This window comes from Pseudoalteromonas sp. S4492, assembly GCF_005886115.1.
GTDB classification, from domain to species: domain Bacteria; phylum Pseudomonadota; class Gammaproteobacteria; order Enterobacterales; family Alteromonadaceae; genus Pseudoalteromonas; species Pseudoalteromonas gelatinilytica.
Map to the genome: position 1 here is coordinate 14,521 of NZ_PNCP01000028.1, position 21,692 is coordinate 36,212.

At 41.3% G+C, this 21,692-nt stretch carries 17 protein-coding genes; all 17 read left to right on the plus strand.

The window, feature by feature from the left end; genetic code table 11:
* Positions 1-9 precede the first annotated feature (9 nt).
* The 17 genes from tssC (at position 10) to CWC28_RS08730 (ending at position 21,649) form a co-directional block, all read left to right on the plus strand.
* Entirely contained in the window at positions 10-1,536 is a 1,527-nt protein-coding gene (gene tssC, locus CWC28_RS08650; protein WP_063704429.1) for a type VI secretion system contractile sheath large subunit, read from the plus strand.
* A gap of 223 nt (positions 1,537-1,759) precedes the next feature.
* Complete coding sequence (locus CWC28_RS08655; RefSeq protein ID WP_054554067.1) at positions 1,760-2,245, plus strand: Hcp family type VI secretion system effector; 486 nt, start codon at positions 1,760-1,762, stop codon at positions 2,243-2,245.
* A gap of 54 nt (positions 2,246-2,299) precedes the next feature.
* Entirely contained in the window at positions 2,300-2,707 is a 408-nt protein-coding gene (gene tssE / locus CWC28_RS08660; protein WP_054554066.1) for a type VI secretion system baseplate subunit TssE, read from the plus strand.
* 22 nt (positions 2,708-2,729) lie between these two features.
* Positions 2,730-4,448 carry a type VI secretion system baseplate subunit TssF gene (gene tssF / locus CWC28_RS08665; protein ID WP_055197340.1) on the plus strand — a complete coding sequence of 573 codons (1,719 nt, stop codon included), beginning with the start codon at positions 2,730-2,732 and terminating at the stop codon, positions 4,446-4,448.
* The gene (gene tssG, locus CWC28_RS08670; RefSeq protein WP_063704436.1) at positions 4,445-5,425 is read left to right on the plus strand and encodes a type VI secretion system baseplate subunit TssG; all 981 of its coding nucleotides are present in this window, start codon (positions 4,445-4,447) and stop codon (positions 5,423-5,425) included. The genes tssF and tssG overlap by 4 nt, the downstream gene beginning before the upstream one ends.
* Before the next feature lie 27 nt (positions 5,426-5,452).
* Positions 5,453-8,191 carry a type VI secretion system ATPase TssH gene (gene tssH, locus CWC28_RS08675; RefSeq protein WP_138624992.1) on the plus strand — a complete coding sequence of 913 codons (2,739 nt, stop codon included), beginning with the start codon at positions 5,453-5,455 and terminating at the stop codon, positions 8,189-8,191.
* A 21-nt stretch (positions 8,192-8,212) separates the two neighbouring features.
* A complete protein-coding gene (locus CWC28_RS08680) occupies positions 8,213-10,234 on the plus strand; it encodes a type VI secretion system Vgr family protein (RefSeq protein ID WP_171038299.1) in 2,022 nt (673 codons plus the stop codon).
* A 15-nt stretch (positions 10,235-10,249) separates the two neighbouring features.
* The gene (locus tag CWC28_RS08685; RefSeq protein WP_063704443.1) at positions 10,250-10,666 is read left to right on the plus strand and encodes a hypothetical protein; all 417 of its coding nucleotides are present in this window, start codon (positions 10,250-10,252) and stop codon (positions 10,664-10,666) included.
* Positions 10,593-11,825, plus strand: coding sequence for a hypothetical protein (locus tag CWC28_RS08690; RefSeq protein ID WP_240494371.1), 1,233 nt, complete (start codon positions 10,593-10,595; stop codon positions 11,823-11,825). The genes CWC28_RS08685 and CWC28_RS08690 overlap by 74 nt, the downstream gene beginning before the upstream one ends.
* Complete coding sequence (locus CWC28_RS08695; protein WP_063704447.1) at positions 11,815-12,846, plus strand: DUF2169 family type VI secretion system accessory protein; 1,032 nt, start codon at positions 11,815-11,817, stop codon at positions 12,844-12,846. Before CWC28_RS08690 ends, CWC28_RS08695 begins: the two co-directional genes overlap by 11 nt.
* Positions 12,836-13,744, plus strand: coding sequence for a hypothetical protein (locus tag CWC28_RS08700; RefSeq protein WP_063704449.1), 909 nt, complete (start codon positions 12,836-12,838; stop codon positions 13,742-13,744). The genes CWC28_RS08695 and CWC28_RS08700 overlap by 11 nt, the downstream gene beginning before the upstream one ends.
* A complete protein-coding gene (locus CWC28_RS08705) occupies positions 13,732-14,850 on the plus strand; it encodes a DUF4150 domain-containing protein (protein ID WP_138624993.1) in 1,119 nt (372 codons plus the stop codon). The genes CWC28_RS08700 and CWC28_RS08705 overlap by 13 nt, the downstream gene beginning before the upstream one ends.
* A gap of 1 nt (position 14,851) precedes the next feature.
* Entirely contained in the window at positions 14,852-17,902 is a 3,051-nt protein-coding gene (locus CWC28_RS08710; protein WP_063704454.1) for a hypothetical protein, read from the plus strand.
* Positions 17,895-18,962: a hypothetical protein gene (locus CWC28_RS08715; protein ID WP_063704456.1), complete on the plus strand. Its 1,068-nt coding sequence runs from the start codon at positions 17,895-17,897 to the stop codon at positions 18,960-18,962. Before CWC28_RS08710 ends, CWC28_RS08715 begins: the two co-directional genes overlap by 8 nt.
* A 40-nt stretch (positions 18,963-19,002) precedes the next feature.
* Positions 19,003-19,254, plus strand: a complete 252-nt coding sequence (locus CWC28_RS08720; protein ID WP_138624994.1) for a hypothetical protein — start codon at positions 19,003-19,005, stop codon at positions 19,252-19,254.
* 51 nt (positions 19,255-19,305) lie between these two features.
* Positions 19,306-20,505, plus strand: a complete 1,200-nt coding sequence (locus CWC28_RS08725) for a dolichyl-diphosphooligosaccharide--protein glycosyltransferase subunit 2 (RefSeq protein WP_249324955.1) — start codon at positions 19,306-19,308, stop codon at positions 20,503-20,505.
* A gap of 160 nt (positions 20,506-20,665) precedes the next feature.
* A complete protein-coding gene (locus CWC28_RS08730) occupies positions 20,666-21,649 on the plus strand; it encodes a hypothetical protein (protein ID WP_063700011.1) in 984 nt (327 codons plus the stop codon).
* Positions 21,650-21,692 lie beyond the last annotated feature (43 nt).

Genomic DNA, 21,692 nt, shown 5'->3' on the forward strand with positions numbered 1-21,692 from the left:
GACGCCGCTATGTCAATGCAAGAACAATTAAATGTAGCTGCTCACACGGTAGAGCAAGCGCCATTATCAACTTATGAAAACTTATGTAACATGGTTGATATTGCCCCTGTAGGCGATGAAATCAAGTTAGATACATTTAGAGATGCAGGTAATCTAGCAGAAACACGTGCGAATGAGCGCCTTACTGCCGCTATTAATGTCTTTTTAGATATGGCGGGTACCAGTGGCGAAGCGGTAACTCGCATCGATAAGCTGTTGCTTGATGATTATATTGCAAAAGTAGACACCATTATTTCGCAGCAGTTGGATCAAATTTTACATCACCCTGATTTTCAAAAAGTAGAATCAGCGTGGCGTTCACTGCGTTATTTAATTAACCGCACGCCAAATAACGCGAATATTAAAATTGAAATGCTCGATGTTGATAAAGAAACATTGCGTGATGATTTTGAAGAAGCGCCAGATACAACACAATCAGCGTTATATAAGCATGTTTACACATCAGATTATGATACCCCTGGGGGCGAACCTGTATCGACTATGGTGTCTAACTTTGAGTTTGATTGCTCAGCGCCAGACGTTTCACTACTCCAAGAAATCTCGCGCGTTTCGGCAGCGGCGCATTGTCCATTTATGGGCAGCGTAGGTCCTAAGTTCTTCTTAAAAGAGTCATTAGACGAAGTATCTAAAATTCAAGATATTGGCTCTTATATGGAGCGTGCTGAATTCTTACGTTGGAAAAACTTCCGCGAGTCAGAAGACTCTCGTTATATTGGTCTTGCTTTCCCGCGTTTCTTACTACGTTTACCGTATGGTGAAACAAACCCAATTCGTAACTTTAACTACCAAGAAGATGTGAACAGTCAGCATCACGAGCGCTATTTATGGGGTAATGCAACATTTGCATTTGCTGCCAATATTATTCGTAGTTTCCATGATAATGGCTGGTCGGTGAATATTCGCGGCCCGCAATCAGGTGGTAAAGTTGAAAATCTACCTTTGCATTCATTTGAAGCTGGTAAGGGCTCTGAAACTAAAATCCCTACAGAAGTGCTTATCTCAGAGACCAAAGAGCTTGAGTTTGCTAACCAAGGCTTTATTCCTCTTAGCTATTACAAAAACTCTGACTTTGCGTGTTTCTTCTCGGCAAATAGTGCCCAGAAACCGCAAGTACTTGAAACAGCTGAAGCAACTGCAAACGCCCGTATTAACTCGCGTTTACCTTATATCTTCTTAGTATCGCGTATTGCTCACTACTTAAAAGTATTGCAGCGTGAAAATATTGGTTCGAGCAAACCTCGTCATGAGCTAGAGCAGCAGCTAAACGATTGGCTTGGTGCGTTGGTAACGAAGATGAATAACCCAGATGAGTCGTTAATTGCAACACACCCGCTCAAAGATGCAAAAGTAACGGTATCTGAGATCCCAGGTAACCCAGGTTATTACCGCGTGAGCACTTACATTGTGCCGCACTTCCAAGTTGAAGGTATTGATGTTCGCCTTGCGCTTGTTGGGCAAATGCCTGGCGAAAAATGAACTGCCAAGCCGCCGATGAAACGGATTTAAGCAGGCTGTGTAAAGACGTCAATTTGGTGAGTAGCTGGTTGGTGTAAAAGAATGGCCCCAAGTTGGTTGCAGCCAACTTGGGACATGTTCCCCAGTGGCATGAAGCATCGGGCTTTTTGGGGGGCATAAACAAGGTTGTTTATGCCTATGCCATTAAACAGGAAACAATTCATTCTAAAAGGAGAATAATGAAATGGCAATTCCAGCGTATATGTGGTTAAAGGATGACCAAGGTAATGACATCAAAGGTTCTGTAACTGTTGCAGAGCGTGAAGGTTCAATTGAGATCCTACACTTTGATCATGAACTTCGCATTCCTACAGATAACGACACAGGCGAATTAACAGGTACTCGTAAGCACGAACCTTTTGTTATTACAAAAGCGGTTGATGCAGCAACACCATACCTGTACAAAGCGTGCTCAAACGGTCAAACACTTAAGCAACTTGAGCTTAAATGGTACCGTATTGATGACACAGGGACCGAGCGTGAATATTTCTGCCACAAGTTGGAAGATGTAAAAATCACCTCAATTCTACCAACAATGCATAACGTAAAAGACTTAGACAAGGAGCGTTACCCGCACCTTGAAACAGTTAGCCTACGTTATAAGCGCATTACGTGGACTTACCTTGATGGCAACATCGAGTTCTCTGACTCTTGGACTGAAGGTCGATAAGTCAGCAAAATTAAAGGATATGCGAAAGCATATCCTTTTCTTAGAGGTAAGTTTATGGCGTTATTCGATTTTTTAACTCAACCAGTCACACGAAATGGTCATCAAGGTTTTCAAACTGATGAGCAAAACAGTGTCTGCAAACATCTAAATGAATTACTTAATGCGCGTCGTGGCGTGTTAAAACATTTGGCCGATTATGGGTTGCCTGATGTCGAAGATATCTACGAGGGCCTTCCGTATTCACAGCACACCTTGGCGTTTGAAGTTAAAAAATTGATAGAAAAATACGAGCCACGAGTTCGCTATGCCAATGTCATTCCTATGGAAATTCGTGAAGAAAATTGCGTGATTAGGCTTGATATACAAGCATTTTTAACCTCAGGACAATGTATCAAACTTAACACCCGATTTGAGTCGGGTGGTAAAGCCGATGTGGCAGAGCATGCCAAGCAGTTTGATTAATTCAGCGTAAAAGGATAGTTCAATGCAACAGTATTTTGATGCACAAATGCGCTTATTAACCCAAGCCGGCAAACAGTTTGCTCAGCATTACCCTGAGCACGCAGGCATGTTAAATATCGATGCGCTAAAAGATCGTGACCCCCATATTGAACGACTACTAGAAGGTGTTGCCTATTTAACTGCGCATACGCAAAAGCGTTTAGATGAGTCTGTTCCTGAGGTCTCAGAGCAAGTGCTGCGTCAGCTATGCCCTATATTATTGAGCTATTACCCATCAAGCACGGTTGTAAAGTTTAGCCCTAAGCTAGCAATGCAAAAATCACATCTTATTGAAAAAGGGCTGACGCTAAGCGCTGATAAGTCAGTGGTTGATAAAAAACATATCACCTTTACAACAACGCACGACCTACAAGTTAGTCCTCTTGATGTTGAGCATGTGCGTTATCAAGAGTCGCATTTAGGGTCTGAGCTACGTATTGGCCTACGTTTTGTTTGCCAAGGTGAGCGCAAAAATTACGACCTTGCAAATTTACAGTTTTACTTACGTGGTGATACGCCTTTATGTAGTTCTTTGTTTAAGCTTTTAAAAACAGCAGAGCAGTTTACAGAGCTTGATTTTGGCCCCTCGCATTTTGAACATAATAAAAAGTTAAAAGTAAAAGGTTGTAGTGCTACTTATTTAGATATAGATGGCGCTTTATTACCGCATGCAGAACAAAGCCATCCGGGCTATGCGCTGCTGTTAGACTACTTTAACGCGAAAGACCGTTTTTACTTTATGCGCTTTGATGGTTTAAAAGATCTGACCTTACCTGAGCATATTGATCGATTTGAGCTAGTGTTTAGAGGCAGTAGTAAATTACCGCCGGGTCATCAATTAAGCCGCGATAATATTTTACTCAATTGCGTGCCAGCTATTAATTTGTTTGCACAACCTGCAGAGCCAATACGCATAGAGTCAAACCGCACTGATTATATGATCACCGCTGATCAAAACAGAACAGATCATATCTTCAGTTACACCGTTAATGAGGTTAAAGGACGCAACTCGTTAAGTGGCAAATCGTATGATTACACCCCCAGATATCAAAGCGTATTTGAAGACGAAAAGAAACTGTTTACCGTTTTAACGAAAGATGTGGGCGGGGCTGCGCCGTGCCACTATTTACAGCTGCCATTTAACCTTGAAGAAGAAAAAGAAACCTTATCGGTTGATTTAACCGTTTTTAATGCTGGTTGGCCAAGGCAGTTACTCCAAGAGGGCGATTTAAACATTGGCGGCCCAGATATGCCAAGCATTGCCAATGTAGAAAATGTAATTCGCCCGACTAACTATTTGCCATGCCCTGAACAACCAAAGCATTGGCAGTTGATAAGCCTATTAAATGTGAAGTTTTCACAGATTACACAAGTCACCGAATTAAAACGCTTACTGGTATTATTTGATTGGTCACAAAAAGCTGAAAACCGATTACGTATTGATAGCATTCAAAAAATTACCGCAACACCGATTAGTCAAATTAAGCGTGGCATTTTTATTAAAGGTGTTGATGTACTGATTGATATTGATGAAAGCAAATTTGTTTGTGATGCCGACTTATACCACTTTTGCAATATGCTGCATCAGTTCTTTCTAATGTATGCGCCAATTAACGAGAGCGTGCAGACCCGAGTCAATGCGATTCCAAGTTATAAAACCCACTGCTGGGAAATTGAACCGGGCAAGAGTTATCAGTTATGAATATGCACGAGTCAATAAATCACCCTGTTTGGGCAAAGTTACCTGAACCAATAGAAAAGCTGATTGCAGCTCCTTGGCAGTTTAATTTGTTTAAGGCGATGAGCCTAATTGAAAAACATTGGGCAACCCCTTTAGAACTTGAAAAAGGGATTAGCGAGCGAGTTATCTTTAAGCCTTATAAAGAACTTGGCTTTCCTGCCACGGATGTTCGCAGCTGTGAATTAGATAACCTTGGCCGTGGCCGATTAAGTTTGTCGACATCATTTTTAGGCTTGTATGGTGTAGATGCACCTATGCCACATTATTTACTCGAGCAGGCGGCAAGTGATCAAGAAAGTGGGGGCCGAGTAAGGCAGTTTTTAGACATGTTTAATCATGTGCTTTATTGCCAATTGTTTCAAGCATGGAAAAAGTCGCACATCAATGTTGAAGGCCGTGGTGCAGAGCAATTCGACCATTTAATCGAAGCCATCTTATCAACCAAAACTGAGCAAAAAGTTCAGTGCGGTATCGCCAGTTTAAAACAAACCAGCGCTGCGGGTTTAGCGCAATTACTTCGCCACTCACTAGAGGTTGAGCAACTGACTGTGGATGACACCCGTGCAAATTGGCAACAAATAGACTCGCCAAGTTCATTTGGTCAAGATCAACAGATGGTGTTAGGCGAGTCAGCGGTTCTTGGCGAGCGCGTATTAGTCAGTGGTAGCGTACTGACCATAGTGATTGGTCCTGTGGATTCTGATACCGCGATAGCGCTTAATCCTCAGCACTCACAAGGCAAGAAAATGGCTGCCATGTTAAGCACTCATTTACCTAGTAATGTGCAATGGATTTGTCAAATTAAGGTGGCTAATCAAGCAGTAACAGAGCAAGCCTTAGGGCAAAACGATTTGCTACTCGGTCACAACTCTTATTTAGGATGCGCTGAAGCAAATATCAGCGTGCACAGTTACACACATCAACAATATCAACATTAAAAGTAATCAGGATTTAAGGAAAACAACATGGATGCAAAAGGCATAAAGCAGCTTATCGACAAACTAAATGGCCATACTGCAACAGCACTTGAGTCAGCGGCAGGGTTTGCAAGCAGTCGTAGTCACTATGAAGTGTTACCTGAACATTTATTAATTAAGTTGATGGAAGAAGGTAGTAACGGCGATTTAGAGCATATTTTTCACTTTTTTAATATTAATCAAGACGCAGTGTGGCATGAGCTGCTCGACTTTTTAAACCGCCAACCTGCGGGTAACCAGAGTAAGCCTGTTTTTTCTCGTCGACTTTATGAATGGCTTGAGCGAGCTTGGTTAAGTGCAAATGTGCAGCACAAAAGTGACTGGATCACTGGTGCTGCGTTGATTGATGCTTTAACTGAGTTATTGCCATACAGCCCTGTGCTGCAATTGCCTGCGTTACTTGAAAAAATTGACGCCCGTTTTATGGCTGAAAACCTCGATAAGCTTTGCCAAAACTCAAGTGAGCGATTAAATCCACAGGCAAAACAAAGTGCTCAGCATACTGCTGCTGAGCAGCAAAGTGGTCAAGGTGGTGCTCTTGATGAGTATTGTGAAGACCTTACCGAGAAAGCGAAACAAGGCAAAATTGACCCAGTGCTTGGTCGCAATGACGAAATTCGCATGATGGTTGATGTGCTTTGCCGTCGTCGTAAAAACAATCCAATTTTAGTGGGTGAGCCAGGGGTAGGTAAAACGGCAGTAGTTGAAGGATTTGCTCAGCGTATTGTTGATGGTCAGGTTCCTGATGATCTTAAAGGTGTACGATTACTGGTGTTAGATATGGGCCTATTGCAAGCCGGTGCAGGGGTTAAAGGTGAATTTGAACGCCGTTTAAAAACTGTGATCGATGAAGTAAAAAACTCAACCACCCCTATCATCATGTTTATTGATGAAGCCCACACATTAATTGGTGCTGGTGGCGATGCTGGTATGAGTGATGCGGCTAACTTGCTAAAGCCTGCGCTTGCCCGAGGTGAGTTACGCACAGTCGCTGCAACCACGTGGAGTGAATACAAAAAATACTTTGAGCGAGATGCTGCACTTGAGCGCCGTTTTCAACTTATTAAAGTAGATGAGCCAACGGAGCAAGCAGCTCAACTAATGTTAGCGGGTTTGAAAGATAAGTATCAACAACATCACAACATTCAAATAACTGATGATGCTATAGAAGCTGCAGTGGTCTTGTCGTCACGTTATATCACGGGTCGTCAACTACCAGATAAAGCCATTGATGTGCTAGATACCGCTGCGGCAAGAGTTCGAATGTCGTTTGCGACTGATCCTGCAGCCATTGAAGCTGAGCGTGAGCACATTAATTACCTTGAAACACGTATCCAAAGCATTGCAGCAGAAAGCGAGCAAGGTTTGGCGGTTGATATGGACAAATTGCTGCACTTACAACAAGAACTAAATGCAGCGCAGAGCAACTTAGCAACATTGACGAGCGCGCGTGAGTCACAAATTTCGACATTAGGCCAAATCAATGAGTTTAAGCAAGCTAATTCGCAAAATGAATTAGATAGCTCTGTGTTACTTAACTTACGACAAACGCTAAAAGAACAGAACACCCAAGATAATGGCCTTTACAGTGAAGTTGATGCCGATGCCGTCGCGCAAATTATTTCTCAGTGGACAGGCGTACCTGTTGGCGCGATGGTGAAAGACCAAATAAGCAATTTGATTACCCTTGAAAAAGCCATAAGCCAAGAAGTGATCGGTCAGCAGTCAGGCATTGCGAAAATTGCCCAAACATTGCGTGTAAGTAAGGCAGGTATAAGCAATGAGTATGGGCCGCTTGGCGTGTTTTTATTAGCTGGCCCTTCTGGGGTGGGTAAAACCGAAACAGCACGATGTTTAGCTAAGCAACTATTTGGTGGTGAAAAGTTTTTAACCACCATAAACATGAGCGAGTATCAAGAAGCGCATACAGTATCGCAGCTTAAAGGTTCGCCACCGGGATACGTTGGCTACGGCGAAGGCGGGGTATTAACAGAAGCTGTTAGGCAGCGTCCGTACTCGGTAATTTTACTCGATGAAGTAGAAAAAGCACATAAAGATGTACTAAACATGTTCTACCAAGTTTTTGAGCGTGGCAGTATGCGCGATGGCGAAGGTCGCGAAATCGATTTTAAAAATACCGTGATCATCATGACCTCAAACTTAGGATCTGCTGAGCTTATTGATGCTTGCACGCCACCTAATGTCATTGATTTAACTGAACCGACTGACGATGAACATGCCGACATTGAAAATCAAGACCAAATCAACGCAGCATTGAATAATGAACAAGCCCCTTTGAATGAAGACGGCAGCCCATGGCAAGTTCCTTCAATTACAGTACTAACAGAGCTAATTAAGCCGCAGTTACTGCAATTTTTTGCTCCGGCACTTTTAGCGCGTATGCAAGTTATTCCTTATTTAGCGCTCGATAAAGAGGCACTGCAATCTATTGTCAGTTTGAAACTAGACGGTATTGCCAAGCGTTTAGCGAATAATCACAAAATGCAGCTACGTGTTGATGAAACCGTACTTAACAAACTGACCGAACAGTGCCAGTTATCAGACAGTGGTGCGCGCATGGTAAATGCGGTGATAGAGCAGCAAATATTGCCAGGCATTGCGAAATCAATTTTAGAGTTTATGGCAGAGGATGACATGCCAGATATTCTCACTCTAGCTGTTGATGAGAATGATGAAATTACCGCAACCTTTGCGGACCAAGCATAAAGGATTTGAACAATGGGATTCATGGATAGCCTAAATGAACTAAAAGCCAACACCAGTCATTTTAGTGTCAGCGTGCAAGGGTTACCGGATGGCATGGTTTCGGTGACCGATTTTGAATCAAGCAATGACAGCCTATGTGAAGACTTTGCTTTTTCTATTCAAGTGTTAAGTCAAGAGCACCTCAGTGCCGAGATGCTGTTAGGTAAAGATGCCAAGCTCAATTTAGTGTGGTCAATGAGCGACCGCACGATTTCTGGGATCATCAGTGCTTTTACTGCACATGGGCAAAGCCATCAGGGTTATCACTATACGCTGACCATGAGTTCTTATTTAACCTTGTTGAAGCACCAACACTCTAACCGTGTTTTCACCATGATGGATCCAGCTGCCATAGTAAAAAGCGTATTTACTAAAGCTGGTTTTCCAATGCAAAAGTTTAGTATTCAAGCGTCGGGCCCAACCCTTGAAATGACGGTTCAATACAACGAAACAGACTATGAGTTTGTTACGCGTTTGATGCGTAAGTATGGCTTTGTGTATGGTTTTGTAGAGCAAACAGGGGGTGATTGCACCTTCAAAGTATGTAATAGCAGTAAAGACTTTTCGTCCTTATGTGATGATGTAAGCCTGAGCTATGTGCCGCCATCAGGGCAAGTTCGAAATAGCGAAACCATTTTTGCAATAAGCCGTAAAGCACAGCTGCATCCACAAAGTGTGTCGCTTAATGATTACAACTACAAAGCCCAAGGTAACTTAAATGTGTCGACCGCAAATAATACCAGTTACCCAGGGTTTGGTGATGATAGTCATTATGCAGATAACTTTCCTAATGCCAATATAGGTAATTCGCTGGCTAAAGTACGTCAACAAGCCTTTGATTGTCAGCGTGAACAATTAATTATTGATACTGATTGCCGTGCCTTAAGACCCGGTATGTTGTTGACAGTGTATGACCACCCTGATCATAAAGGGCTGTATTTAATTACGCGTGTTGATCACAAAGGCAGCCAATCTGCGGCAGTAGAATATGGCTCGCAAGTTAAAGGGTTAACCTATAAAAACCAAGCCTATTTATTGCCTGCATCCGTTGAGTTTAGAGCTGAGCTGTCTCCTGCACGTCGTGTATTTGCAACATTTAATGCCACCATTGAGCAAGAGGTTGACGACGATGGCAATTACTTAGTGCGCTTACCGTTTAACCAAGACGGTGAAGGCCAAGAAAGCCGCCCAACGCGCTTACTACAGCAATATGGTGGCAGTGGCCATGGTATGCATTTTCCGTTAACGACGGGCACCGAAGTGTTAGTAACCGGTGAAAATGGCGACTTAGATAGGCCGATTATTTTAGGCGCGCTTTATAATCAGAGCTGCCCAAACCCGGTTACCAGCCAAAATCCGACAGAGAATAAGCTTGTTACCCGTGCTGGGCATAGCTTGATCATGGATGACAAAAGCGGTGAAGAAAAAATTAGCCTTGCAAATAAAGAAAATAAAAACCAATTGTTGTTAGATGCCACCGAGAATGCCCATCAAGCAACACTCAAATCAGTGGAAGGTGACGTCAAAATTTCAGCCAAAGAGAACCTTCAGTTTGTTGCTGAAAATGACGCCATTTTTACCGCTGCCAACGATTTTACTAATCGTGTTGAAAACACCCTACAAGTTCAAACACGCGAGGGTGATATTAAGGTAACGGCTGCGGCTGACTTAACATTAAAGTCTGATGCCGATACCCGTATCGAAGCGACTGATGGCAGTAGCGAACTGAAAGCAGCGCAAGAACTTAACTTGCAAAGTGAGCAAGATTTTAGTGTCTACTCGGTCGATGGCAACCTTGAGTTTCAAGCGCAAAATGGTGATTTGAACCTCTCTAGCGGGGCAAATATCACCATCAAAGGCGAAGGTCGAGGCTCTATCCAGCTTAGCCAAGGTGGTGCAAGTTTAGAGATTGATGCTGCGGGTAATTTAACTATCGATGCCACCAATATCACTCTATCGGCTAGAAACATTGCTATTAAAGGCAATGCAATAAGTAATAACTAATTTCAAGGACTGAAAATGACAGCCACAGTAACTCAGTTATTTGATCAGCAACAAAGCCTCGCAGAGGTCAGTGAAGTGTCACCTCAGGGTAAAGCTTTGAGCGTGGTTATTAATCACATTCGTTTTGATGTTGCTTTGCAAGCTGCCCATGTATCGTGTTGCAAAATAGGTAGCCAAGTTGTGGTGCTACACAGTGAGCAAGGTGTGATTGTAACGGCACTTTTAGCCGCACCTGAACAATCTCCGGCGGCTCACATTAGCAACGAAGCAGGGCATATTATTATTGCCGCAGAGCAAAGCGTTAGCTTGCAAACCGCAAAGGGCAGCATCGAAGTATTTGCCGATGGCACTATCGTGCTTGAAGGCGAAGATATTACTGCAAATAGCCAACAAGACCTTACCTTGGCAGGTTGGCCGATTAGGCTTAATTAATATGTTTGCAGCGGTTTCTAAGTTAAAACAGCATCAACAGCGCGTTACCACTTTAATGGCGCACCGTGAAAAGCTACTTGCGTCAGGGGCGTATAGTCTTGCAAGACAAAAAGTGTTAGAGCATCAAGTGCTTAATCACCTTTATGTGCTGGCATCGCTTAAGCAGCAGTCACCGTGCGACTACTTCAATGGGAACAGCTTTAATGACCTTGCTGAACTTAGCTGTGATGATTTTTGTGAGATCGCGTTAGCGAGCGACCAGCACGCCATTTTTGCGCTTTGCGCAACACGTTTAATGGCTGCACCTGAGCAAGATAACAGTGACTATTTTTTAGCGCTTAAAAAGCAGCAAGCTCTGCCTGTTTATACTTTGTTATCGCAGCAACTTAGGTATTGGTCTATCCCAGAACAAAAAGCACTCAGAGCCACAGTGCTAGAGGGCAAAGAGTCATTACCGCAGCAGCTTAAAACTATTTTGTTCTCGCAGCCTTTAAATGATGCTGAGTTACAACAAGCACTCGCTCATACTGATTTTACTTTGGTATTTGCCGCTTTAGTCAATTGCTATTGCCAAGGCGATAACAGCCTTAGTGATAAGGTATTTAAAGTGTTTTCGAGTACCAGTGAGCCTTCACAAAAAGCGCAGTTATTACAATTAGCGGGGCTGCTTGGCGATAGTCGCTGGCATGAGCCTTGTGCTTTATTTTGTAAAGCGCACCCAGAATTTTGCCAAACCGTATTAAGCCACTTTGTGTATAAATCAGCGCTGGTATTGGTGATAGAGCTTATGGGCGTTGCGCAAACACAGCAAGCAGCTTATCAGGCTTGGCTAACGTTAACAGATAGACCACTTGCAAAAGCAGAAGCCTTAACACTGGTAAGCACGCAAAATCAGCATCATGTGCAAGCCGGTATAAACTTGCATGATGCAGAGCATGTTAGGCAAGCACTGGCTTTAAGCAAAGGAGAGTGTGTTTTAAAAGGCGTGAGTTTTACAAAAGCGCAGCCAGAGCAAGGCTTAGCAGAATTGGCAGGCGAGATTGTACAGCGAGTATTTGCCCCTCAGTTTGAATTAACACTGGCCTGTGGTCTTTATCATACTCAGCAAACAGCAGTTCAGTGGCAAAAGTTAATAGCAGGAGCACAACATGCTGCATAACTTTACTCCTTGGCAAGCAAGCGTGTTTGAAGGTTGGCAAGCAGATGGCACTGCGTCTCATGTTGTTTTGGTAAAACAGAGCTTTGAGTTTGATGAAAAAGGCAATACTAGCTTAATGGAACCGTGTGTTGAAATCGTCATGGCCGACGAATATAGCGGTGATCCGACTAGCGAGCCGCTGGTGGCAGTGAATGAACAAGTGGCATTTAAGCAAGGTTTCGAAGTGTATGGCAACTTTACTGCGTACCCGCCAAAGGGCAAAACTGCGCGTGTTATTGAGGTTGAGCTAGGTTTAGCTGCAAACGACACAGCAATAATTAAAAAGCGATTACGCCTTACTGGCGAACGTAAATGGCGCCGTTCACTGCTTGGCCCTGTCGCAACAGATCCTAGCCCAATTACGCCAACAGCTGTTTGCTATAGCCGTTCGTTTGGGGGCAAAGCACATCATGATCAAAGCGATTACAGCCTCGAAAATCCTATAGGTGTTGGCTTTAAACTGAAAAACAAGCACGCAATAGGGCAGCCTTTACCTGCGATAGAATATGCCAACGAGGTATTAAGAAAACCAAGTCATCAAGTAAGTGTTGCTGGCTTTTCGGCAATTCCGAGTCATTGGTCACCGCGTATAGAATTAATGCCAGAGATTGACGAACAAGCGCTCATGGCTGGTAAGTACCCGTTCAAAACGTCATTGGCTAGCAACTTTTATAATACAGCCCCGGCAGATCAACAAACAAAGCAAGTGTTTACAAAAGGCTGGGCGTTTTCGTTAACCGGATTATATCCATTACAAGAATATGGCCAACAACAAACAGTAGAGCTTCCTGTGCTTAAGCCAATAGTACAAGTGGTTAATACGTTAACGAGGCATGATATCGACATGCACTGCGATACCTTAGTGATTGATTCGGACGCACAGTGCTTTTCGCTGTTATGGCGCGGACATATCAACAGTGACAATGTGGCAAGTAGCAGCAATATAATTGTAGCTGAGCAGGGAGGTAACGATGCAGTTTGATACTCTTTATCATGTTAATGCCGCAGGGTGTTATACCGAAAGTTTTTATACATCGGTGGCAAACCAAATGTTGTATTCAAAGCCAAGCAAAGCGCTGATCCGCTGTGATATTAGTTTAGATGCCCCTTATGTATTTGTAGAACTGACTGAGCTTGCTGGGTTTGATAGGCAAACTCGTTGCTTGCTAATTTTGTCTCATGTTATTGAAAATATTGAGTTAAAAAAACTTTGTTGTTCATTTAGGGTCAATAAAGTTCAGTTTATATTACCGCACGCCAGTAATGGCGAGCCGCTGATTGATGATGACACATTAAGTGAATTATTGACTAACGCAATGCCTGAGCAAACACCAGCCTTTGAGCAGGTAAGCGATTGGCAGCTCGAAGCAACCGACCTCGATACCCTCGTAGTTGCCGTTGATTCGTGTAATGATTTTGAATACGTTTCTGAGCAAGCCAAACACCACACAGTACAAGTTGTAAATGGCCCTAGCGGCGTAATTTATGGCGAAGGTGGCTATGCACTGTTGGTACACAGACAAGGTTGTTTAAAAGCCACGACTTTTGATGAGTCAATGCCTACTCAGCTTCAAAGGGCAAACATACAGGTTAGTGACTCCTTTATTTTTGCTGGCATGCAGTCGTATGAATGGCAAAAACAGTGGTTTAGTTATACCCAAAAGCACTATAAAAATGATGACGAACTAATAGAGTTTGCCGAACTAAATACCGTACTGGGTTATCAAGGCGTGGCAAACCAATCTGCGGCATTTGCATTAGCTGGAAGCTATTTGCATAACCCGCTGATGGCTGACACTGAACACGTTTTTGTGGTGTTCAATCAGCCAACTGAACAGCTATTTAAGATTTCAAGGAGTGAAAGCGAATGTCATATATAAATGCCATGGCTGGCAAAGAATCAGGCAGCGTACAATACGACATAGACGCACTCACTGCTGACGTACGAAGCGGCGGCAGTGTTACATGGCGCCATAATAACCCGACATTACTTGGTCTAACCAATAGTGCACGAAGCAACGGTGCACTTGGCAAAGCCAATGGTATTGCCATTTTTTCGGACCGCTCTGAAGGCGAATCTGCTTTTTTAGATGAAATAGCCAGACCCAAGTACCGAGAGCATACACTTGGTGAACTGGTTAATCGGTTTATTCCAGATTACATTATTCCGCCACCACAATGGGATAACGAGAAAAACCAGCCAATTCTGCCGTGGAACGAACCGCAGACCAATATGGACGTTAACAAACCAATCGATAACCCTCGTGCCTTTTTAGATTTAGTGTCGAATCATTTAGGTTGGCAAGCAGGTACAGAGCAGCAATTAGTTAAAGATACAGAATCAGAGGCACCGCAAACCGCTACAGTCTCTGGGCAAAATGTGCTTATTAATGGCCGTACCGCTGTGCATCAAGATAGCGGTGGTAAGTTAACAACAATCGATGTGTGTTTAACCACAATTGGCACCAGTGTTGTGCCTATTCCCTACGGCAATAAAGCCCAATCAAGTGATGTTACCTCTGTTGCAAGTTCAGTCAAAGTGAATGGTCAAGGTGCTGCGAATGTAAAAAGTTACTTTTCTCAAAGCTCGGGTGACTCTCCAGGTGATAAAAAAGGTATCGCTAGCGGAACGAACGACGGTAAAGCCGAATTTATCATGGGGTCATTTAACGTAATGATTGAAGGCAAGCCTGCGGCTCGCCAAGGCGACCCGATGATATCAAATAATAAAAATACCCCACCCATGCCACTTATGCAGTCTGGCGGCCCCGCACCAAGGGGACTTAGAGTGCAAGTTAGGGATAGTTTACAAGATCTTGGTACTGGGAATGAAGCTTCTCTACTAGTGAAAGGCGTTGATTGCAACGATGCGACACTAGGGCAAATAGTGCTTTCTAAAGGTGGATCACAACAACGATCATCAATCGCTGATAAGCGCCATTCTAGTGGTGAAAATTCGTCGATTAATTTCATAGCAGGTGAGTAAAATGGGCTTATTTAAATTAGATTCAGAAATTAAAGGCATTGATGGCTGTTCATTACTACCGCTTGGATATACAGAGTCATATACCTTAGAAAATCCGCCAGATGATGAGAATAAACCTAATTTTATAAACGTAAAATTAAAGCTATTTACAGAACCATCTCTTGATAAATCAAAGGCTAGATCCGCACAATTTCAAATACTAGGGGAGGATGGCAGGCCTGTATCTGAGTCTAATGGTTTTTACTATATATTTGTAAATGGTCATTTATGGCGAGAAATTGCAGCAGTAGATAATGGTTGTTTATCAGAAATTGATTTAGGTCGTGAGTTTGGTAAAAACGAGCGTAAAGCATCTGGCATACGAACTCAGACCGTTATTATTCCCAAAAAGACCAATGGACTTAATTGTGAGCCTAGCGCACTAGAAACCCCTACAGTAGAGATTGCATACTCAGTCGTGCAATGGTCGTGGCAGTATATCGTGAGCCTTGGAGGTTTGTATAAAGATGACCCCAGACAAAGAGGTGCTAACGCAAAAGCGCCAACTCAAGTTGAAGATCAAAATTTAGCAAATAGATTAAGGTCTGCCCGTTGCCAACGTATTGATCTAGATGAGGCTGATGATGAAAAGCAAATTTTTATTCATGATCCTGCTGGTATAGCCTTAGGGTTATTAAATAAGTGCCAATCTCTTTTTTTACAATTACAAATTGAAAATCAAAAGCTCACAAGCAAGAAGCACTATGATTCCGGAGTGTTAGCTTACCAAGCTATGTTCAGTGAAGACTTGCATGAAAAGGTAATGAAAGATCACTATTTCTTTCCACATCGCATGTCGTCTGTGCCAATTAAAACACAAAAACCGGGTTATAAAGATCAATCATCAGGCGCAAAATTTTTAAGAAGTGGTGCAAAACATATAGATAAAGAGTACCTAGAAAAATATTTATCTAGTACTGAGCTTGAGCGACTCCTAATGTTATTACCAGTAGCACAAAAGGAATTTGTTGATTTTATTCAAGATAACCACGAAGAACGCCCACTATCTAAATACCAAACAGATTATATAGGCATGGCTCCAGTTATGAATGACTGGGTGGCTTTAGAGGATGTTGACTACCTATTTGGTTTTAATTTCGTCACAAATGTATTAAATATTCTGAGTATTGATGATATTTCCACCGGTGTTTTCAGGCCTTGGAATGCGAAACTCGAGTCTGAAAAAACACGTAAAAAAAATGTGCAAAGAGCGGTTAGCTCTATAGAACAGTTTTTAAAAACTACATTTGAACAAAGCAATTGGATGTCTGATTGCTTTATGATCCCCGAACAGCACTATGACATAACTAAGCCCGGTAGCGTTGTTCTTAAGAAGCTTAAAAATGAGAAGAATAATGGAGAAGCAAAGTTTAGGTTTGAAGAGTTTAAGCGGATCCATAAAAAGCTCATTGAAGAGAAAAAAGAGGAAGAAAGCTTATTAGCAAATAAAGGGTTGAAAGAGTTTTTCGGAAAAGCAAAAGACGCAGTTGGTTATTTAACCGGTGCATGGGGTCGTGTAGCTAGCCAGTATCAAAATGGGGTATTAAAACCGCATATGGTAAAGCTCAGAAACTTAATGGTGTCATACAATAAAGCAATAGAAATTAGTGACTTTGCAGACCTACATATAAAGAAAGCCGGTGCTGTACTCGGTGATAACCCTTCGGTAATCGCTGTGACAAACTATAAGCGCACACAACTTAACAGGCAACAGAGGCGCGCAAAATTACGAGAAAACGTGAAAAATCCTCCCCCTCACGCAGTGACTATTTTAGATAGCGATAACAAAGTCATCGCCGCTGAAGATCCAAAAGCTTTTGGTAGTAATAAAGGCTATTTTAATCCTAAAAACTGGACTGATTATCATGATCTTATTGGTCGCTATGACTCAATAGACGGTGAACTAGTGGTTGTGCCTAAATCACATAAATATGCAATGTACTATGACGATCCAAACTTTAAATTAGGTGCGGTTGATACTGTTAAATTAAAGGGATTACGTGTTTTAGAGCATAACTTACCTATGGTTATGTTGGCATTTGAAATGTTTAATGCCAATGAGATGATCAAGAAGTTTAAGGCAGGGGATAAAGTCGATGGTAAATTTGTTATTGACTCTGTAAATACAATCCAAAGTTTAGCAGCCCTTATGGTTGAAATAGGAACAATGCGAAGTACATCCTTTAAAAACTTAATGAATCAACCAAGAGCATTATATTTTACAAGAACAACCCTATCAAAAGTTTTAGGTGTTATAGGGATTGTTATAACTCTTACAGTGACTTCAATGGATGTTATAAAGTCTGTACAAAAAAATGATATGGATGCGGCCTTTTTTCATGCATTAAGTGGCGCTATTGCTATTGCTGGTTTTATTTATTTGGGTGTTGCTCTATTTACTACACCATTGGGGTGGGCAATTATCGCTTTAGGTCTTATTGTTGCGGTAGTTGCAATTTTAGTTACGGATAATGAGTTAGAAACGTGGGCTAAGAATGGCCCATTTGCTAAGGATGTAGCCGATCGATGTACTGGTAACTACGAAAAGTGGGACAAAAATTCAAAAGAGTGCTATGCCTCGTTAGTTGGAACAATAATGAGCCCTAGCGTGAACTTATCGGTCCACAGGCTAAATAGTGCGCACTGCCAGCTAATCATTGATGTAGACACACCAAATTTTGCACTAGGGCAATCAGAGATCCTTGTTCAAGTTTACCAGATTGAAGATGAAGGAGTCCTTCATTTTGAACAAGAGTTTCGCCGAGACCATAAAAACTGGCAAATCACCCAAAAAGAAAAGACTCAGTCAGGCTCGATCACCGGATATAAATATGTAATACCAATTTTGTCTATGTGGCCAAAAAATTTTGAGGTTGATTGGAAAGTAAAAGTTCAATATCGCTTAGATAATAATGTGACCTTGCCCTATGTAGATAGTGATGAACGTAATGACTGGGATAAAGGTGAGCAGCCAGATAAAGCATGGATAATAAAGGAGATAGAATATGTATAAGGCGTACTTAGATGGTTGCTATAAAGGGGGTAGAAAAAAAATAGTATCAAAGCGATTTATTGAAGAAAGGAATTCATATTTTTGTAAAGAACAAAGCAAGATGCCTATTTTTCCAAAAGAACAATGCGTTATGAATGCTTGGAGTGACTTTCAATTAGAGAGTGATCGGCTTAATAGAAATGGGGAATCAATTAGAGCTTATAATACTATTGCAAAAGACAATACACACCTAAAACTAGGTATTGGTGGAACACCAACTAACTGGAAAACCTCTTTAATTGTAGCTTGGATATATATACATTTATCTGTAATCTTTTTATTAATCAGTATGCCACTGTTAGCATGGTTACTTGGAAATGAGAAGCTTAGTTTTGATCTCATAAAAATTTGTTTCTTAGTTTGGCTAATTTCAAAGTTAGTTAGTATTTTTTTAAGAAAAAGTCGATTATTTAAAAAATTAAAATTACAAACATTTTTTAATCGATCAAGTGGTAATATTGAGGTTCCTAGCTCAGATGGTAAAGAGTTAATTGGCTTAAAATATGATGAATTTAATGCACACTATCGTGTCGTGCATAACCCTAATAGTGGTTTCCCATTTAGAGGCTTTACACTACTGCATTATAAAAAAGATGAACTGTTTGATTATACAGGCCCAACTTATATTTATGATGTGTTTTGTGAGTTGGAACTGATTGAAAATTTCATGGATACCACAAAACCTTTAGCTGATATCCCACAATTTGAATATTATCGAGAGTTTGATAAAACAACTGCAGAGTTTGATAAAGCGAATGGTCGTCCAAAATATTTTTGGTACCGTGTTGAGCGCAAGTTCGCTAAACAAATGAACAAAGAAGCCCTGAAGTTAAGTAAAGAGTTTGATAATGAGGAGCAACTAGATAATTTACTGATGGGTAAGCCAATCAAAAAGCTCAATCCACCTGAAATCTTTAAGTTTCCTTGGAAATACGCAGAAAATATAAAACCTGAAAGTGAGATTAAGTTTGGCAAAACAGCGTGGCAAAAATTCACCTCATTTTTAATGATTGATTTGTAAATACTGACTGTTAGGGCAACATTGAAAGATAAGGATATCAATGTCTATTTCGTATAGATTCGCAAAAATGAATGCCAGCGCAATCGAAGCGTCACAAAAATTTAAACAGTATATTGCTCTAAATGAATTTGAATATAGCTCACTTACTAACCTTAATCGCTGGGCAAACGAAGAAATCACTAAGCCTTGGGAAAAATTGCCAATTGACGAAAGCTTAAATCAGCCTGATACAACGCCTTATTGGAAGCGATTAACAAAAACCTTATTAAGACAAATAGCAGTGGGTGTTTAGGGTCTGAGATATTTAAAGTGGAATGGTTAAAAACAAGGAATGTAGATAGCAATGACTATGAGTAGCGATGATAAAAGCTCAGTAAAATCAAGTAATCTGGATGACTTAATTGATAACCTTATTAGTGATGAGGAGCTTAAACGCTATATTGCTGAACAAAACGACGGTTTAACTCGTGAAGAAAGAGAAAAAATAAAAAGAGAAAACCGCATTAACGCAATTAACCAGTGGTGCGCCGAAAACCCTGGCAGAGACCCAACAAGAGCAAAAGATAAAACCATTAAACAGCTCGCCTTAGATGAAGAGGCGGTGGTTCGGAGAGAGGAGTTTCGAAGAGATAACCCTGAAAAAGCGGCTGAAATAAGAAAGCGTACTAGAAACGAAAGTAAATACCGTAAGGATAGACAAACCTATAATGAGCAACTGCCAAGAGACTATTTACATCAAGATAGTTATGAAACACGATTAAAAAAAGCAGAAGCACTTAATGGCTGTAGCTTTAAAAAACGTACCTTTAAAAGTAAGCGTTTTACGGATCAATATGCAGCAGAGCTTGAATCCCCTAATCGTGGCTCAACACTTGAGGGGCATTGGGTAGAGAATGATGGTAAGCAATTGGCTATTTCATGGTTTGGAGGCTGGTCTAATTTATTTACTGCTCTAAGTTTCCTGCTAATGGTCGCAGCCGTAATGTTTTTTTTCGTTGATTTGGTTGTTATTGGTTTTGTGTGGGGCGACTATCGATGGGTGCCATTTGCTATATATGCACCTATGTTTATTGTCGGTTTTTATATGCTGAAACATCGCGCTATATTAGCGCACCGAGATAATTTTTACTTTAATCGCCATACTGGCCTTGTAAAAACCCCGCATACTTTGTTTAGAAAACCGTTTTACTTACCGTATGAAGACATTGTTTGCTATGGCGCAAATGAGCGTAATGTCGGTTCAGCCCGCGGTGGCTCACGTGTATTTGTGTCACTCATGGTGCCGTTAAAATACCCTAAACATTATCGCTTCACTAAGCCCACTTTTTATGTAGGTGGTTCAAATCGTGAATGGGATTCACTGGCATATGCCACAGCCATGACCTTTATGGATACATCCATCCCGCTTGGTACTCACTTATATCAATCGATAGAGCATTACTTCAAAATTGATAAAGATATAACCGAAAAACACGGATTCCCTGAGGAGCTAAAACCCTATTTAGATCCAGTCGATTGCCAAGTAAATAGAGAAGCCGTGTGATAGTGAAGCTTTATTAAGGCAAATAGCAGTGGGTGTTTAATGTTGAAATAACAGCAACACTTATTTACAACGAAAGTCTAACGTTACCGGTAGATTTTGATGCGTTTGAAAAGCCAATTGAAAATGTCTCACCTGATTTAGCAATTGCATAAGGAAAGTAATGCAAAACAATGACTACTTAACTGTTGATATCATGCCTAAAAAAACGAGATTTAATCGTTTTTTTTACCCTGAGAGATTAAATGGTCTTAAGAAGAAGTTCAAAGGCTTATGCTATTTATATGATTTACCTGCAAGAAAGCAAACAGTAATTCAAAAACATCCAGAGCGATTTAAAATAGAAATGTGTGGGAATAGTCCTACTCGAGCTTTGCTTTTTGGTCCAATCATAATCGGCTTTGTTTTAAGTTTGTTACTATTATTATCTTGTATTGTGATGACATATTCGGATGAACCTTACCATTGGTGGGTGCCGATACTTACTTTTTCTTGGAACCTGTTTTTTCTTAATTTATTGCCAATAACAGAGAGTTATATCCCCAAAAAACAAATCTACTTTGATAGAAAAAAACAGTTAGTCGGCTTTACTTATGACATACCTGGATGTGAAGAGCGCGATGAACTGGGTAATTGTTGTTTTAAATGGGCCGATATTGTATGTCATCTTGATATTGTGGCAACGCGCCCAGGTGTAATGGGGTTTGTGCCTTTTATTAGTCATATTGATGAGGATAAATACCCTGAGACTAAAATAGCAGTTCAAGTGCCTGATAACTCAAATAACCCGATGAACTGTTATTTATATTGGGAACGTGTAGTTCGGTTTATGGATAGCAATCAACCATTGCCTGATGTGCCTGAGTATGAAAGTTGCCGTCATCTTGATGAGTTAACTGCTGAATTTGACAAGCATAATAAGAGACCCGATAAGTTTTGGAGTGATTTTTCGCTTGCTCAACAAGTCGAAATTTGGCGAAAATTCAATAAAGAGGCTGCGCATTTTAATTGGCTTAGAGCGACACCTAACGAAGAAATCACTAAACCTTGGTTGCATTTTAAAGGTGAGCCCGAGCGTATAGAAAAGCTGACATGGAAATACAAAGCAAAGCGCTTAGCACTACAATTATTTATAGGAATACCTTAAAAGATAGTTTGATGCATAGTATTGGGTTAAGTGTATTGATAAT

What these genes read in the sequence shown, in the direction of transcription:
- CWC28_RS08680 (WP_171038299.1), top strand. Translation starts at nt 8,213, where the DNA reads ATGGATAGCCTAAATGAACTAAAAGCCAACACCAGTCATTTTAGTGTC.
- CWC28_RS08705 (WP_138624993.1), top strand. Translation starts at nt 13,732, where the DNA reads ATGTCATATATAAATGCCATGGCTGGCAAAGAATCAGGCAGCGTACAA.
- CWC28_RS08700 (WP_063704449.1), top strand. Translation starts at nt 12,836, where the DNA reads ATGCAGTTTGATACTCTTTATCATGTTAATGCCGCAGGGTGTTATACC.
- CWC28_RS08725 (WP_249324955.1), top strand. Translation starts at nt 19,306, where the DNA reads ATGACTATGAGTAGCGATGATAAAAGCTCAGTAAAATCAAGTAATCTG.
- CWC28_RS08720 (WP_138624994.1), top strand. Translation starts at nt 19,003, where the DNA reads ATGTCTATTTCGTATAGATTCGCAAAAATGAATGCCAGCGCAATCGAA.
- tssF (WP_055197340.1), top strand. Translation starts at nt 2,730, where the DNA reads ATGCAACAGTATTTTGATGCACAAATGCGCTTATTAACCCAAGCCGGC.
- CWC28_RS08655 (WP_054554067.1), top strand. Translation starts at nt 1,760, where the DNA reads ATGGCAATTCCAGCGTATATGTGGTTAAAGGATGACCAAGGTAATGAC.
- CWC28_RS08695 (WP_063704447.1), top strand. Translation starts at nt 11,815, where the DNA reads ATGCTGCATAACTTTACTCCTTGGCAAGCAAGCGTGTTTGAAGGTTGG.
- tssE (WP_054554066.1), top strand. Translation starts at nt 2,300, where the DNA reads ATGGCGTTATTCGATTTTTTAACTCAACCAGTCACACGAAATGGTCAT.
- CWC28_RS08685 (WP_063704443.1), top strand. Translation starts at nt 10,250, where the DNA reads ATGACAGCCACAGTAACTCAGTTATTTGATCAGCAACAAAGCCTCGCA.
- tssG (WP_063704436.1), top strand. Translation starts at nt 4,445, where the DNA reads ATGAATATGCACGAGTCAATAAATCACCCTGTTTGGGCAAAGTTACCT.
- tssC (WP_063704429.1), top strand. Translation starts at nt 10, where the DNA reads ATGTCAATGCAAGAACAATTAAATGTAGCTGCTCACACGGTAGAGCAA.
- CWC28_RS08730 (WP_063700011.1), top strand. Translation starts at nt 20,666, where the DNA reads ATGCAAAACAATGACTACTTAACTGTTGATATCATGCCTAAAAAAACG.
- tssH (WP_138624992.1), top strand. Translation starts at nt 5,453, where the DNA reads ATGGATGCAAAAGGCATAAAGCAGCTTATCGACAAACTAAATGGCCAT.
- CWC28_RS08715 (WP_063704456.1), top strand. Translation starts at nt 17,895, where the DNA reads ATGTATAAGGCGTACTTAGATGGTTGCTATAAAGGGGGTAGAAAAAAA.
- CWC28_RS08710 (WP_063704454.1), top strand. Translation starts at nt 14,852, where the DNA reads ATGGGCTTATTTAAATTAGATTCAGAAATTAAAGGCATTGATGGCTGT.